Source organism: Flavobacterium sp. LC2016-23, from assembly GCF_009674775.1.
In the GTDB taxonomy this organism is placed as follows: domain Bacteria; phylum Bacteroidota; class Bacteroidia; order Flavobacteriales; family Flavobacteriaceae; genus Flavobacterium.
In genome coordinates this window covers 44,589-60,085 of sequence record NZ_WKKE01000006.1, presented here as the reverse complement: position 1 = coordinate 60,085, position 15,497 = coordinate 44,589, and the positions used below count along the sequence as shown (strand labels likewise).

Sequence of the window (15,497 nt, the reverse complement as noted above, 5' to 3'; positions counted from 1 at the left end):
GAAACGGCTTTTTTTTTTATGGAATAAAATGAATTAATCAATTGCTCTCTTGGTAATATCCCCGAAAGCGTCAATTCTTCTGTCTCTGAAAAATGGCCAGTTCTGACGTACATTCTCCTGTAAATCCAAATCGACTTCGGCAATCAAAATTTCTTCCTGATCGTGAGAAGCCTGAGCCAGAATTTCACCCTGAGGTCCTGCTATAAAAGAAGCACCCCAAAACTGTATTCCATCTGTACCTTCTATATATTGCTCTAAACCAATTCTGTTGGCAGCTGCAACAAAAACTCCGTTGGCAACGGCATGCCCTTTCATTACATTCATCCAGGCACCATATTGATTTTCACCGTACTGTTCTTTTTCTTTTGGATGCCATCCTATCGCTGTCGGATAAAATAACACTTCTGCTCCTTTTAGCGCTGTAATACGGGCTGCTTCCGGATACCATTGATCCCAGCAGATTAATGTCCCAACAGTTCCTTTTTGCGTTTTGATTGCCTGAAAGCCCAGATCTCCGGGTGTAAAATAGAATTTTTCGTAGAAATGCGGATCGTCCGGAATATGCATTTTGCGGTATAAACCTGCTTCGCTTCCGTCAGCATCAATAATGTAGGCACTATTGTGGTAAATTCCAGCCATTCTTTTTTCGAAGAAAGGAACAATAATTACAACTCCTAATTCTTTTGCCAGTTCACTAAAAGCAATAAAGGAAGTACTGTAAAGCGGTTCTGCTAAGGCAAAATTATCCACGTCTTCACTTTGGCAGAAATAATGGCTGCTATATAATTCGGGAAGTAAAATAACTTCAGCTCCTTTACTGGCTGCATCTTTTACCCAGCTGATACATTTTTTCAGGTTATTTTCGGCTACGTCGTTCAGGTTTAACTGGATGACGGCTATTTTATATTTTCTTTTCGGCATGACATAAAATTTAGAGTGCAAAAATAGTAATTTTTAGAGGAATGACAAAGTATGTTTAGGTTACTTCCCTCCATAAAAAAAGAGCCGGTTAAGCTCTTTTTAGAATTGTTTTACAGAATCCCTTTTTGTCGAAAATATTCTGGCAATATAGACAACTCCATTCTCTTCTCTATATAATATTTTATATTCCCTTACAATAATTCTTCTGTATTCAGGATCAATTTCATCCTTTTGATACTGCTCGCCAAAGTGAATACTTTTTGTACTGGCTAAAATATCATTCTTTATATTATTTGCTCCCTGAATCGATTTTTCTTTATAATAATTGTAAATGGTATTTAGCTGATTCCTGGCTGTATTAGTCCAGACTACTTTTTCTATTGTATTCATTTACCAATTCTCAGATTCTTTTTCTAAATCTTCCTGTGAAGTAAATTCTCCTTTTTGAATTTCCAATTTTGCATTAGCCAATTCAGCTTTATAGACACTTCTTGTAATCGGTTTTCCATCTACTGAAAAAGCAACTATCTCTTCTTCCTGATAACTTTCGATAACTGCTTTAACAACTTTTAGAAGACGTTCATCGGCTTTATTTATAGATTCTAAAATACTATCTCTTAACTCTAAAGCTCCCATAATCCTTTTTTTTTTAATCATTCAAAGATAGTTATTTTATTTAAAATTAATTTACCCAATCAAAAACCATTTTTCAAGTATGTAATTCCTTAATGATAGAATCAAATAGTTGAAAAATGGTTCATAACCTTAATTTTATAATCAGGAAAATAATTAATCAATAACCACTTTCTGGATTATAAATTCAGTTTCTGATTTTTTGAATTTGATTTCGAAAGTTCCTTTTTCTGCCGATTTAAATTTATAAACTGCTTTTTTAGGGGTCGGAACCTGTTGTGTACAAACCTCAGGATATTTTACTTGTACCTGCAACCCTTTTACGGTTCCAATAGTGGCTTCTGTAAATTTAGTAAACTCTCCACAAGAATTGTCCGGTAAAAAAGTGACCTCATAACTAAGTTCTGTGTTTACCTTTCCGGTTGCCGGACCTTTTACTTCAGTTGCCAAAGCATTTTTTACGGTTACAGTTACAGGATCTGGTGTTTTGTCATCATCACTATCACAGGACGTTAATACTATTAACGAGAATAATACTAATAAAACTGAATTTAATTTAAACTTTTTCATAATAAATATTTGTTTGTTATTTTATTATGAAGAGGGGAATACCTGCATAAGGTTGCTTAGATAAAATGTTAAATAACATAAACAAAACAGTAAACAACTGGATTTCAAAATTTTATTCTTTAAAAAAAAGCATAAAAAAACACCAGCTTTACAGCTGATGTCCTAGTATAGTCTTAAAATAATTTTAATTAATGCGTTTTCTTTCCGAAAAGTTTTTTAAACAGATTTACAATTCCCAAAACTATAAATCCTGCTACCAGTCCAATTATAAATTCTTTTAAAATGGAAGGCAATTGCGGTAATAAGTGATGCAAAAATTCAATATTATGAACAAATAATCCTCCGGACACCAAAAGTAAAGCAATTGTACCAATGACCGTTAAAAGTTTAATAACCTTTGGAAGCGCCTGTACCAGAATGTTTCCTATCGTTTTTAAAATACTTTTTTCTTTTTTACTATGCTGAATCATCTTAAAGCCCACTTCATCCATTCTCACTATAATAGCTACAATACCGTAAACACCAATAGTTGCAATTAGCGCAACGATTGAAACTACAACAATCTGTGACAAGATAGGTTTGCCAATTACGGTTCCTAAAGCAATGATTACTATTTCTACTGACAGAATAAAGTCGGTCACAATAGCTGATTTTATTTTATCTTTTTCCAGCGCTAAAATCTCTTCCTCTGTGAATATTTCTTCTGTAATTCCTTCTGAAGCATGTTCATGTGGAAATATAAATTCGTATATTTTTTCTGCACCTTCGTATGCCAGAAAAAGACCTCCAAGTACTAAAATGACAATTATTGCAACAGGGAAAAAGGCACTTAAAAGAAAAGCGATTGGCAGAATAATAATTTTGTTAAGAAGCGACCCTTTGCTGATTGCCCACAAAACAGGAAGTTCTCTTGAAGAAGCAAATCCGGAAGCTTTTTCGGCATTAACGGCTAAATCGTCGCCCAAAATACCTGCAGTTTTCTTTGCTGCCACTTTGCTCATTACTGCAACATCATCCATGATTGCTGCGATATCATCTAATAGTACGAAAAAACCTGATGCCATTATAAATTAATTTATTTTTTAAGTATTACGTAATCAACTGGCGTTCAATACCCAATTTAATTTACGTTATTTGTTTTTTTACGTACGCGAAGCTACTACTTTTTTATTAAATCTTTGACTAAAAAATTAACTGCACTGCCCTAAAAGCAACCAGATAATTACAAAGACAAAGATAGTACCGAAGCATCCTCCGCCTAATTTTTTCGCCCCGTAACCTGCTAATAATCCTCTAAAAATATTGTTCATGATTTTCTGTTTTAAGTTAGAAGTAAATTTCTGTACTTAATTTTTAATTAAGCTTATATTACTTTTAAAAAAAGTTTCATTATTCACGGATTACACTTATTTCTCCAAAAAAAAAGCACCAGCCTTTCGGCTGATGCTTCCCCAATTTAATAATTAACTAAACAAATCATTAAACATTATGGGTCTGGTTTCTGAAAACCAGTTTTCCGTCAAATGCATCAATTAAAATGATGCTATCAGTTGTAATAGTATTGGCCAGAATTTCTTTCGACAACTGATTCAATACTTCTCTCTGGATCACACGTTTTACTGGTCTTGCCCCAAACTGGGTATCATACCCTTTGTCTGACAGATATTTAATAGCTTCCGGAGTGGCATCCATCGTAATACCCTGTAAAGTCAGCATTTTGGTAACACTCTTAAGCTGTAAGCTTACAATTCTAGAAATATTTTCGATCGTTAATGGCGTAAACAATACAATTTCATCAATACGATTGATAAATTCCGGGCGAACTGTTTGTTTCAGCAAACCTAAAACTTCCACTTTTGCAGCTTCGGTTGCGGCTTCTATACCGCCTTTCATGTTATCGAATTTCTCCTGAATAATCTGGCTTCCCATATTGGAGGTCATAATTATAATGGTGTTTTTGAAATCCGCCAGACGTCCTTTATTATCGGTTAACCGGCCTTCGTCTAAAACCTGCAATAAAATATTAAACGTATCCGGATGTGCTTTTTCAATCTCGTCTAACAAAATCACCGAGTACGGTTTTCTGCGGACAGCTTCTGTCAATTGTCCCCCTTCATCATACCCCACATATCCCGGAGGCGCTCCTACCAAACGGCTCACACTGTGGCGTTCCTGGTATTCACTCATATCAATACGGGTCATGGCATTTTCATCATCAAAAAGATATTCTGCCAAAGCTTTTGCCAGCTCTGTTTTACCCACTCCGGTAGTTCCTAAAAACAGGAATGTTCCGACAGGTTTTTTCATGTCCTGCAAACCAGCACGGCTTCTGCGTACAGCATCACTTACCGCTTCAATCGCTTCTTCCTGCCCTACCACACGTTTGTGTAATTCATCTTCCAGATGCAATAGTTTTTCTCTTTCTGTCTGAAGCATTTTCATCACCGGAATCCCGGTCCATTTGGCCACCACTTCCGCAATATCTTCACGGGTTACTTCTTCTTTTATTAAAGAATTACCCGATTGGTATTCCTGTAACTGTTTCAGTAAAACATCCAGACGTTCCTGTGCTTCCTTGATTTTTCCGTAACGGATTTCGGCTACTTTTCCGTAATCGCCTTCGCGTTCTGCACGTTCTGCTTCATGTTTGAAATCTTCTATTTCTAACTTAACCGCCTGAACGCCATCTACCACATCTTTTTCAGATTTCCATTTGGTATAAATTTCATTGCGTTCTTCTTTCAGGTTGGCCAGATCCATTCTTAAAATCTTAAGCTTGCTCTCTTCTTTTTCGCGTTTAATGGCTTCGATTTCGATTTCAAGCTGCATGATTTTACGATCCAGAACATCTAATTCTTCCGGTTTTGAATTGATTTCCATACGTAATTTAGAAGCCGCCTCATCCATTAAATCAATCGCTTTGTCCGGCAGAAAACGATTGGTAATGTAACGCTGTGAAAGCTCTACGGCTGCAATAATAGCTTCGTCTTTTATCTGAACTTTATGATGTGTTTCGTACTTTTCCTTAATACCACGCAAAATTGAAATAGCACTTTCGGTATCCGGCTCATCAATTAAAACCTTTTGAAAACGACGCTCCAGCGCTTTGTCTTTTTCAAAATATTTCTGGTATTCATCTAAGGTTGTTGCACCGATTGCTCTTAGTTCCCCACGAGCCAAAGCTGGTTTTAAAATATTTGCCGCATCCATCGCACCTTCTCCTCCGCCCGCTCCTACAAGCGTGTGAATCTCGTCGATAAATAAAACAATATCACCCTCTGCGGCAGTCACTTCTTTTACTACCGATTTTAATCTTTCTTCAAATTCTCCTTTGTATTTGGCTCCGGCAATCAATGCCCCCATATCCAGAGAAAATACGATTTTGTCTTTCAGGTTTTCAGGCACATCACCATCTACAATTCTATGCGCTAAACCTTCCGCGATGGCGGTTTTACCTACTCCTGGCTCGCCCACTAACATTGGATTATTTTTGGTTCTTCGGGTCAGAATCTGTAATACACGTCGGATTTCTTCATCACGACCGATCACAGGATCCAGTTTTCCGGTACGTGCTAATTCGTTTAAGTTTTTAGCGTATTTATTTAAGGAATTATAATTTTCCTCTGCTGAAGCAGAAGTTACTCTTTCCCCTTTTCTAAGTTCTTCTATGGTTGCTTTTAAAGCTTTTCCGGTAACGCCCTGATCTTTTAAAATCTGGGATACTTTACTTTTTGAATCGAAAATGGCCAAAATTAAATGCTCGATCGAAACGTATTCATCGTTCATTTTCTGCGCAATGATTTCGGCTTCGTTCAGGGCTTTATTGGCGTCTCTTGAAAGTACAATGTCTCCTCCTGAAACTTTAGGAAAACTTTGAATGGTTGAATCTAAGACCTGTAGAAACAAGGGTACGTTTACATTGAGTTTTTTCAAAATAAAGGGCGCCACATTTTCGTCAACTTCAAAAATAGCCTTCAGAATGTGTTCGTTTTCGATTTGCTGTTGCCCGTATCGTTGCGCCAACTGCTGTGACAGCTGAATGGCTTCCTGAGATTTTGTTGTAAATTTATTAATGTTCATGATTGGTATGATTTAGGTTTCTTAATTTAATTCTAAAATTCGATATCATCAAAATTTGAATTTATTGCATCAAAATTTAATTTTAAATGACATAACTTTGCTATTCTATTCAAATTACAGTCCATAGTAAAAATTAAGACAAAATGACATTAAAAATGAAAAAATCAATCATTATAAATGCCAAAAAGTCACAAAAACAGTCAAATTATGAGTTTTTTAAATTCAATCTTCGGAGATTCAGATAAATCTGATTCGCAAAAAAGCAAAATAAACTGGATTCCTCTTACAAATTTAGCACAGTTAAGCGACATAGAAACGATTTCCAGTGTTAAGCCTATTGTAATTTTCAAACACAGTACACGATGCAGCATTAGCCGCATGGCTTTAAAACAATTTGAAAGAGCATACGATCTGGACGAAACGGTTGATGCTTTCTTTTTGGATTTAATCGAACATCGCGATGTATCTAACGAGATCGCCAGCCGATTTAATGTCTATCACGAATCACCACAATTGATTTTAATCAAAAACGGTAAAGCCGTTTACAACGTTTCCCACAGCGATATTGATGCAGAAGCTTTGAAAGCAAAAGTTTAGGTCGGGAAGTTAAAAGTTAGGAGTGAGAGTACGAAATAAAAATACAAACAAAAAAAGTAAAACCCTGAACCGGAAAATTCAGGGTTTTACTTTTTTATGGTTTATAGTTTATGGTTCAATTCTTACTCATAACTCTTAACTTTTAACTCATAACTTTTAACTCATAACTCTTAACTCATAACTCTTAACTTTTAACTCATAACTCTTAACTTCTAACACCTAACTCCTTAAAAAAAATTAAAAATTCCCTTCCGATCCTCCTCCGCTAAAGCCTCCTCCACCAAATTCCATTGGGGATTCCGGTGATTTTACTTCCGGTTTCATTCCAAAAGTTGAAGCGATAATTAGTGCTTCGGCATTTAAAAAGGTAGTGGAATTGGAAATCCTGTCCGGTTTAAATGTCAATCCGGTTTCTTTGTGTTTTAATCTTTTTATAGATAAAAATGCTATTGCAAATAAAACTACGCCTCCCAGAGTTAATGCAACTTCTATGGGTAAAACTGAATAATAAAACCTAAAGCTGTAAAATGAAAAAGCAATCGCAGCAAAACTTATCCAAAGCATAATTCTGTCTTTGTTTTTTAAAGCAAAAACCAAATACAAAACCGGAATGCCAAATGTAAATATCCAAAAGAAAAATGCGAATGGAATTTCAGGACTTACTTCATAATACGTGTCGGCTAAACTTGCTGAAAATTCCCTTACAACCAAATAATTCCCGGAAAAATACAACAGAATTAAACTCAGACTTTTTATTAAAAGAATTCCGTTGTAATAGAAGGACTCTTCGAGTTTACTTATAATTCTCCGGCAAAAATAATAGGTTCCTATACCGTACAGCATCATAAAGAATGGTAAAATTGCCTGTCCTGCTTGCAAAAAATCAAATATGGCATATCCCAATGTTACCGTAAATGCCAGGTAAAAAACCAATGCAGACAGCAAATGCACATAACGCAAATAAGCGATCAGTGAAACGATTGTTACCGCTATTGTAATGGCCAATATGTTGTCTCCATCTGTAGAAACTCCAACAGCAAAACCAATATTGAGCTGTAACCCTAAGATAAAAGCGTCGTCGAGTCCGTGATGATGATAATCCTGTTTGGTCAGAATTTCTGATCCGACAACACCGATTATGGCAAACAGATAGGGGAATATTTTCCAGCTCTCCTCTATTCCAGAAAGCCCCAAAAGGGAAATTACACCACATAAAGAAGAGTACAAAAAGCAGCCCAGTAAAAAGAAACCAATACGTACCAGAATATTTTTGTGATTGTTCAGAACCGGAAATTCTTTTTTTATAAAATCAAGCTGCTCTTTTCCTATAAACCCGGCATTTTTTAATGAACAAGCTTCTTCAATTAAAGCTGAATTTTCCAACTTACTTTTATCTAATAGTATCATTCGGCAATTTCTTTATTGAAGTTCTTAATTAATTTGATAAACAGAATTATCGAGCCAATGAAATAGGCAGGTATAATCATAACAAATAATATCCAGATATCGGAGAAGTCAATAGTATCGAAAACCCTGAAAATGAATATATTTATTCCGATATAAGCATAGATAATCATAAAAACAAACAAGGAGATTGCCTTTACTTCATAGCTGATTTTATAAAAATAAAAACTGGATCCTGCCAAAATAATCGAAAAAGCAAACCAGATACCCCTATGGTCGTTTACCAAATTGCTAATAGAAGCGATACTGATCATGTGCAGGGCAAATGTCAGGTAGATGAGATTAAAGTGTGTCTTGAGCTGGATTCTTGAACTGTAAATGGTCCATAGTATAAGTAAACCTCCCAATATAACGGCAGAGTAACTTAAATCCTGATGTGTATAGAAATCATTTTTAAGTAAATCCTGCGGTGTTACCGAAAAACCAATGTAAGCTGCCAAGCCTGTAATAGCAATAGTCAGTACACTTTTATTATCAAAATAATACGCACAAAAGAAACTCACAATTGTTGGAACCAAGGTTGCCAGGCCGTAATGCGTTCCGAAAGGTTTGTACTGAAATTGCAGATAGCCAATAAAAATACAGGTCAGAATATTGGCTGCAAGCACCAGATATTCTAAAACGGGGTTTTCAAAAGTCGTTTCTGATTTCTTAAATCCTTTGGAATTCTTAAAACAAAAGTAAAAACAGATCACTATAACAATCAGCAATAAAGACAAAATTACTATATGTCCGATCGTATCAATGTTTTCATAAATCAGTATTCCGATTCCGGATGTAAAAAGCAAAACCGCCAAATACAGAAACATTTTTAACTCGGCATTTAATGAAAAAATACCTAAACTGCGGTACTCTTTTATCTGAACTAGTTGTTCCCGGGTAATAAAATTTTTCTCAAAAAGAGTTTGAGTTGCCTGTTCTTCAAATTTTGCCATAGTCTTACTTTAAGATAACTGATTTTCAAATGTATGTATTTAGCATGGATTTTCTGTCGTAACCAAAAAGGATTTACTCAAAAAAAATGCGTTATGATCTCATAACGCATTTAAATATTTTAAATAAGTTTGGATTTAGCCCAAATTATTTTTGAATTTTGATATCTACAACAATTCTTGGGTCTCCACCAACTCTGTGAACTGATTTTACATAAATAACTCCTTTTTTACCAGCAGCATTTTTGAACAAAACCAATAATGGCAATTTATTGTCCGGGAATGTTTCACCATCATCAACAATAGTTAAACCATTTAAATCTGCTCCGTTTTCCAATTTATTAAATTGATCAATTGTATATTGATCCTTTACATAATTGATATAATCCGTCGTAGTTGCTTTTAGAATACCATCATCCGGATCATTAGGACTCACGAAGTAATTCAACGAACTGTTTTCTCCGTAAAATGCAATGTCAATTTTCGGTAAGATAGTAGCATCAATCTGTGTTTTTTTGTATGATTTTCCAGTCTCAGTTGAAAAGAAACGTGTTGCAGTGAAACCTTCTTCTTCATCCAAAGAAAAGGTAACGTCTTTAAATGTTTTTAATGTAGCAGTATCTACTACTTCATTTTCATTTTTATCATCACTTGAACAACTTGTAAAAACAGTTCCACAAACAAATAATACTAAAGCAATCTTTTTTGTAATGTTAATCATTATAAATAAATTTTAAATTTTGCGCGAATATATATCGAAAAAAGCAAAAATAAAATTAAATTTTAACAAAACAAATAATACTAAAAAAATTAAATCCTAACTAATAGTTATTAAGCATTTTAAGTTTTATGGCATCCAGACACAAATTATTAATACTTCCTTCATGTGTATGTTTTGTTTCTTTTGGAGAGGTATAAGTTCCAGCTTCCAGTTGTTCTGCAACGGCTTTGTAAGCATCTCTAAACGGTATTCCGGCTACCACCATTTCGTTTAGCGTATCTACGGTAAACAAATAGTCGTATTTTTTATCTTCTAAAATATGCTCTTTTACCGTAATATCTTTTATGGAAAAAATAGCAATATCCAGACAGGCTTTTAAGTTTTGGATTGCAGGAAAAAGCCCTTCTTTCAAAAGCTGTAAATCTCTGTGGTACCCGCTTGGAAGATTATTCGTAATTAAAGTAATCTCGTAAGGCAAAGCCTGAATTTTGTTGCATTTTCCTCTGATTAATTCAAAAACATCCGGATTTTTCTTGTGTGGCATAATACTCGAACCTGTTGTAAGATGCGACGGCAACCCGATAAAATCAAAGTTCTGGCTCATGTACAAACACACGTCCATGGCAAATTTTGACAAGGTTGCTGCTACGCTGCTCATCGCAAAAGCGACAGTTTTCTCTGCTTTTCCGCGGCTCATCTGAGCGGCAACCGCATTGAATTTTAAAGTTTCAAAACCCAATTCCTGAGTCGTAAATGTTCTGTTGATGGGAAATGAACTCCCGTAACCTGCTGCTGAACCCAACGGATTTTGATCTACAATTTTTCCTGCTGCATTCAGCATGGTGATATCGTCAATCAGGCTTTCAGCGTAGGCAGAAAACCACATTCCGAAGGAAGAAGGCATTGCAATTTGCAAATGTGTATAACCCGGCAATAATACATTCTGATGTTTCTCTGCAGATTCCATCAGTAAATCAAAAAGTGTTTTTACCTGTTCTTTTAAGGCTTTGACTTCGTCTTTTAGATACAAGTGAACATCCACCAAAACCTGATCGTTACGGGAACGGGCTGTATGAATTTTTTTCCCGGCATCGCCTAATTTTACCGTTAATAAATATTCAATTTTAGAGTGAACATCTTCAAAACTGTCTTCGATTATGAAGTTTCCTTTGGCTATATCTGCGATAATTTCGTTTAATGCTTCTACTAAACAATTCGTTTCTTCTGCGGTCAGCAAACCAATTTGGCCGAGCATTTTGGCGTGTGCAATAGATCCTAATGCATCGTATTTTGCCAGAACCAAATCAAGGTCCCTATCGTTTCCAACAGTGAATTGTTCGATTTGTTTGTCTGTTGGTATTCCTTTTTCCCAAAGTTTCATAACTTAGATTTTTAGATATCTAGACTTTTTAGACTATTAGATTTGTGGATCTTATTTTCTAATTATTCCTAAATGTCGTTGTTTATACTTTTGGTTTTCTAGCCCCGATAGCAGTGGAAATCCTTTTATTTTTTTCTTTAAAAAATAAAAGATTGGAACGGATAGCGGGATTAGCTCCTGATGACTATTATAATTTAAAAAAATCGGTTAATATTTTGATGTACAAATCGATTCCTTCTTCAATTTCACTGATAAAAATAAATTCATCTGCCGAATGCGACCGCAGGGTTTCTCCTGGTCCGAGTTTTAAAGACTGACAGCTCAAAACCGACTGATCTGAAAGTGTTGGTGAGCCGTAAGTCGTTCTTCCCAAAGCAATTCCTGCCTGAACTAAGCCGTGTGCAACCGGGATTGACGAAGCATTTAAATGCATTGATCTGGGTGTGACTTCAGCATTGATATTGGCTTTAACGACGTCAAGGATTTCGGTATTCGAATAACAATCCGTAACACGAATATCAACTACCAAATCACATTCTGACGGCACCACATTATGCTGTTTTCCTGCACTGATTTGTGTTACGGTCATTTTTACCGGCCCGAGAACTTCAGATATTTTATCGAATTTATAGTTTTTAAACCACTCCATTACCGGAATTGATTTGTATAACGCATTATCGTCATTTTGGTGTGCCGCGTGGCTTGCCGTTCCTTTTACTTTTACATCCAGAACCAGTAATCCTTTTTCGGCAACAGCCAATTGCATTAAAGTGGGCTCGCCTACAATAGCGCACTCCAGTTCCGGCAGATGCTGTAAAACACTGTTTAAGCCGTTTTTACCACTGCTCTCTTCTTCTGCTGAAGCTACTACTACTATATTGTAAGGTAAATTTTCGTTGTGGTAAAAATATACAAAAGTCGCCAGCAGGGAAACCAGACAGCCTCCGGCATCATTGCTTCCTAAACCGAATAACTTGCCGTCTTTTTCGATTGCCTTAAACGGATCGTTGGTATACGCCTGATTGGGTTTTACAGTATCGTGATGAGAATTTAATAAAAGTGTTGGTTTGTTTTCGTCAAAATATTTATTGAAAGCCCAGACATTATTGTTTTCTCTTTTAAAAGGAATTTCGTTTTGAGTGAACCAATTTTCTATCAAAAGTGCCGTTTGATCTTCTTCACTGGAAAATGAAGGGGTTTCAATCAGATTTTTTAATAATTGTATGGCTTCTTTGGTAAGCGTTTCTATATTTTTCATTTTTATTTGGTACTGAGTTGCTTAGGTTCTGAGGTCCTAAGATGCAAAAGTCTTGGTTTCTTAGAAACTTAGCAACTTTTTCTTTTATAATGTAATAGTGGTATGCAACGTATCAGGATTCTGAAGCATTTTGTGATGTCCGATTTTGATTTTCTGAACACCTCTTGCTAAACTATTAAAACAATTATCTAACTTGGGAATCATTCCTGAATGGATCACTTTTTCGGCTTTCAGTTTTTGGTACAGTTCTTCATTAATCGCTGTAATTACGGAGGAATCATCTTCTGAATCCTGCAAAACACCTTGTTTTTCAAAACAATACGTTAACGTAACCTCAAAAACTTCAGACAGGGCAATTGACAGTTCGCTTGCAATTGTATCAGCGTTTGTGTTTAACAACTGTCCGTTTTTATCATGTGTAATCGCGCAGAAGACAGGAACAATTCCGTTTTCGAGCATCGTTGCCAGTAATTTTGTATTTACCTGTTTTACATCTCCCACAAAACCATAATCGATTGATGGGTGATTGCGTTTTGTCGACTGAATCAGATTTCCGTCAGCTCCCGAAAAACCAATAGCATTATTGTCTTTCGATTGCAATTGCGCTATGATATGTTTATTGATCTGCCCTGCATAAATCATAACAACCACATCCAGCATCGGGGCATCTGTAATACGTCGGCCTTCAATCATCTGTGGAACTAAGCCAATACTTTCAGCCATCTTTGTAGCGGATTTTCCTCCTCCGTGAACTAACACTTTGTAACCTTCAATTTTAGAAAAATCAGTTAAAAACTGTTCTAATTCGGTTGGATTGTCAATTATGTTTCCGCCTATTTTTATTACTGTTACCATTTTTTTAGGTTCAGAGGTCCAGAGGCTCAAAGGTTCAAAGGTTTTTATAAAGGCCTGAGGCCTTTGCTCCTTTGCAACTTTGCACCTTTGTACCTTATTTATAACTTCTTTAAAATCTTCTGCAACACCAATTGTGCCGAATAGGTTCTGTTATTGGCCTGCTGAATTACGATTGAATTCTCGCTGTCCAGCACTTCGTCGCTTACAATTACGTTACGACGTACCGGAAGGCAATGCATGAATTTTCCGTTGTTTGTCAATGCCATTTTCTCGGCGGTAACAGTCCACTCGGGATCAATATTAGTTACTTTTCCGTAGTCGTTAAAATTACTCCAGTTTTTCACGTACACGAAATCGGCGTTTTCGAAAGCTTTGTTTTGGTCGTATTCAATTTTGCAGTCTTTGGTGATTTCCGGACTCAGTTCGTAGCCTTCCGGATGTGTAATCACAAAATCCATGTTTTTCTGGAGTTGCATCATTTCTACAAATGAATTGGCTACTGCCTGAGGTAACGCTTTGGGATGCGGTGCCCACGAAAGCACTACTTTTGGTTTGTGTTCTGTTTTGTATTCTTCCATCGTGATAGCATCTGCCAGAGACTGAAGTGGGTGACGCACAGCGCTTTCCATATTCACAATCGGCACTGTTGCATATTTTAGGAATCCGGAAATGACCGTTTCGGCATAATCTTTCTCTTTGTCTTCTAAACCTGCAAAAGCACGAATGGCGATAATATCACAGTATTGTGATACTACTTCCGCCGCTTCCTTAATATGTTCCGAAGCTCCTGAATTCATTATGGCTCCGTCTTCAAATTCCAATGTCCAGCCTTCGTTGGTGAAGTTCATGACCATGACATTCATTCCCAGGTTTAAAGCGGCCTTTTGAGTACTCAGACGCGTTCTTAAACTCGGATTGAAAAACAACATCCCTAAGGTTTTATTTCTTCCTAGACTCTGATTTTTAAGCGGGTTCTTTTTGATTTTTAACGCGCTTCTTACCCATTTTGATAACGAGTTGATGTCTTTTATTGAAATGTAATTCATGTTTTTTGTTTAATTGTTAATTTGTTTAACCGTTTATTTGTTTATCGATAACCGAATTAACGATTAAACAAATAAACATTTTACACAATCTTTGTGAACGGAATTTCGTCTTTTAATGCTTTCAAAATAAAATTATCCTCTAATCCGTTGACAATCCAGATTTCAATCCCAGCCGCTTTTGCAATTCCGGCCGCTTCAATTTTGGACTGCATGCCACCGGTTCCGTGTGATGATTTTGACTCTCCGATTTCTTTTTCTAATTCTTTTAGATCCTGTACCACTTTAATGGTTTCAGGATTTTCATAGTGAATGGAATCTTTGGTGTAAATTCCGTTTGTATTGGTGGCAATAATCAGAATATCAACATTTAGCAGCACTGCCGTTAAAGCTGCTAATTTATCGTTGTCACCAAACCGGATCTCATCTGTGGCAACGGTATCATTTTCATTAATAATCGGAATATAATTGTTCTCCACCAAAACGTTAATGGTATTGACAATGTTTACTTTCGACTGATCTTTTTCGAAATCAGAATAAGACAGCAAACACTGGGAAGTCAATAATCCCAAATCGCTGAAATTTTCATGGAATATCCGCATTAAATGGGGCTGTCCAATGGATGCTAAAGCTTGTTTCATGGCAATTTCTTTTCCTTTGCTTTCCAGTTTTACAAATTGTTTTGCGGCTGCAATCGCTCCGGAACTCACGATTACAAATTCGTAATCTTTGTTGAGAGCCGCTATCTGCATTCCAATATCTTCAATCTTTCCCCGAGAAATATGATTGGTTTCCTTGGTTAAAGTATTACTTCCTATTTTTAATAAAATCCGCTTTTTAGTCATTTTTTTTAGTGGCTAAGGTTCTTAGTTGCTAAGAGCCTAAGTTTTATATTGTGTGTTTTTACCGCAAGGGGCGCAAAGTTTTTTTTATTGTCTGACGCTTATAAACGCAAGGGTCGCAAAGCTTTGTCTTAATAAATACCAAATTTTAAAATTCCAAATTCGAAATAGATTGAATAAAATTTCAATTATCACAATAC

General features: G+C 35.9%; 15 protein-coding genes. 1 reads left to right on the top strand and 14 read right to left on the bottom strand.

Translation table 11 applies throughout. From position 1 onward, the window contains the following. Window positions 1–33: 33 nt before the first annotated feature. The 6 genes from GJU43_RS06580 to clpB all read right to left on the bottom strand — a co-directional run bounded on the left by GJU43_RS06580 (window position 34) and on the right by clpB (window position 6,204). The gene (locus GJU43_RS06580) at window positions 34–921 is read right to left on the bottom strand and encodes a carbon-nitrogen hydrolase (RefSeq protein WP_154339994.1); all 888 of its coding nucleotides are present in this window, start codon (window positions 919–921) and stop codon (window positions 34–36) included. 99 nt (window positions 922–1,020) lie between these two features. Beyond that, complete coding sequence (locus GJU43_RS06575) at window positions 1,021–1,311, bottom strand: type II toxin-antitoxin system RelE/ParE family toxin (RefSeq protein ID WP_154339993.1); 291 nt, start codon at window positions 1,309–1,311, stop codon at window positions 1,021–1,023. Then, window positions 1,312–1,557 carry a hypothetical protein gene (locus GJU43_RS06570; RefSeq protein ID WP_154339992.1) on the bottom strand — a complete coding sequence of 82 codons (246 nt, stop codon included), beginning with the start codon at window positions 1,555–1,557 and terminating at the stop codon, window positions 1,312–1,314. A gap of 153 nt (window positions 1,558–1,710) precedes the next feature. Further along, window positions 1,711–2,124, bottom strand: a complete 414-nt coding sequence (locus GJU43_RS06565) for a hypothetical protein (RefSeq protein ID WP_154339991.1) — start codon at window positions 2,122–2,124, stop codon at window positions 1,711–1,713. 188 nt (window positions 2,125–2,312) lie between these two features. Next, window positions 2,313–3,188 (bottom strand): DUF808 domain-containing protein, encoded by an 876-nt coding sequence (locus tag GJU43_RS06560; RefSeq protein ID WP_154339990.1) that lies wholly within the window; start codon window positions 3,186–3,188, stop codon window positions 2,313–2,315. 415 nt (window positions 3,189–3,603) lie between these two features. After that, the gene (gene clpB / locus GJU43_RS06555; protein ID WP_154339989.1) at window positions 3,604–6,204 is read right to left on the bottom strand and encodes an ATP-dependent chaperone ClpB; all 2,601 of its coding nucleotides are present in this window, start codon (window positions 6,202–6,204) and stop codon (window positions 3,604–3,606) included. Between the two features lie 207 nt (window positions 6,205–6,411). Between clpB and ytxJ the strand changes: the two genes are divergently transcribed. After that, on the top strand, window positions 6,412–6,801 hold the full coding sequence (gene ytxJ / locus GJU43_RS06550) for a bacillithiol system redox-active protein YtxJ (protein WP_154339988.1): 390 nt from the start codon (window positions 6,412–6,414) through the stop codon (window positions 6,799–6,801). A gap of 237 nt (window positions 6,802–7,038) precedes the next feature. Here the strand turns inward: ytxJ and GJU43_RS06545 are convergent, their stop codons facing one another. The 8 genes from GJU43_RS06545 to proB form a co-directional block, all read right to left on the bottom strand. Next, the gene (locus GJU43_RS06545; protein ID WP_154339987.1) at window positions 7,039–8,208 is read right to left on the bottom strand and encodes a hypothetical protein; all 1,170 of its coding nucleotides are present in this window, start codon (window positions 8,206–8,208) and stop codon (window positions 7,039–7,041) included. Beyond that, window positions 8,205–9,200 (bottom strand): DUF2157 domain-containing protein, encoded by a 996-nt coding sequence (locus tag GJU43_RS06540; RefSeq protein ID WP_154339986.1) that lies wholly within the window; start codon window positions 9,198–9,200, stop codon window positions 8,205–8,207. The genes GJU43_RS06545 and GJU43_RS06540 overlap by 4 nt, the downstream gene beginning before the upstream one ends. A gap of 145 nt (window positions 9,201–9,345) precedes the next feature. After that, window positions 9,346–9,918: a hypothetical protein gene (locus GJU43_RS06535; RefSeq protein ID WP_154339985.1), complete on the bottom strand. Its 573-nt coding sequence runs from the start codon at window positions 9,916–9,918 to the stop codon at window positions 9,346–9,348. 100 nt (window positions 9,919–10,018) lie between these two features. Then, window positions 10,019–11,299, bottom strand: a complete 1,281-nt coding sequence (gene argH, locus GJU43_RS06530) for an argininosuccinate lyase (RefSeq protein WP_154339984.1) — start codon at window positions 11,297–11,299, stop codon at window positions 10,019–10,021. A 187-nt stretch (window positions 11,300–11,486) separates the two neighbouring features. After that, entirely contained in the window at window positions 11,487–12,557 is a 1,071-nt protein-coding gene (locus GJU43_RS06525; protein ID WP_154339983.1) for a M20 family metallo-hydrolase, read from the bottom strand. Between the two features lie 84 nt (window positions 12,558–12,641). Then, on the bottom strand, window positions 12,642–13,412 hold the full coding sequence (gene argB / locus GJU43_RS06520; RefSeq protein ID WP_154339982.1) for an acetylglutamate kinase: 771 nt from the start codon (window positions 13,410–13,412) through the stop codon (window positions 12,642–12,644). A 98-nt stretch (window positions 13,413–13,510) separates the two neighbouring features. Further along, window positions 13,511–14,458 (bottom strand): N-acetylornithine carbamoyltransferase, encoded by a 948-nt coding sequence (locus tag GJU43_RS06515; protein ID WP_154339981.1) that lies wholly within the window; start codon window positions 14,456–14,458, stop codon window positions 13,511–13,513. A gap of 80 nt (window positions 14,459–14,538) precedes the next feature. Then, the gene (gene proB, locus GJU43_RS06510; RefSeq protein WP_154339980.1) at window positions 14,539–15,300 is read right to left on the bottom strand and encodes a glutamate 5-kinase; all 762 of its coding nucleotides are present in this window, start codon (window positions 15,298–15,300) and stop codon (window positions 14,539–14,541) included. Between the last annotated feature and the right edge of the window lie 197 nt (window positions 15,301–15,497).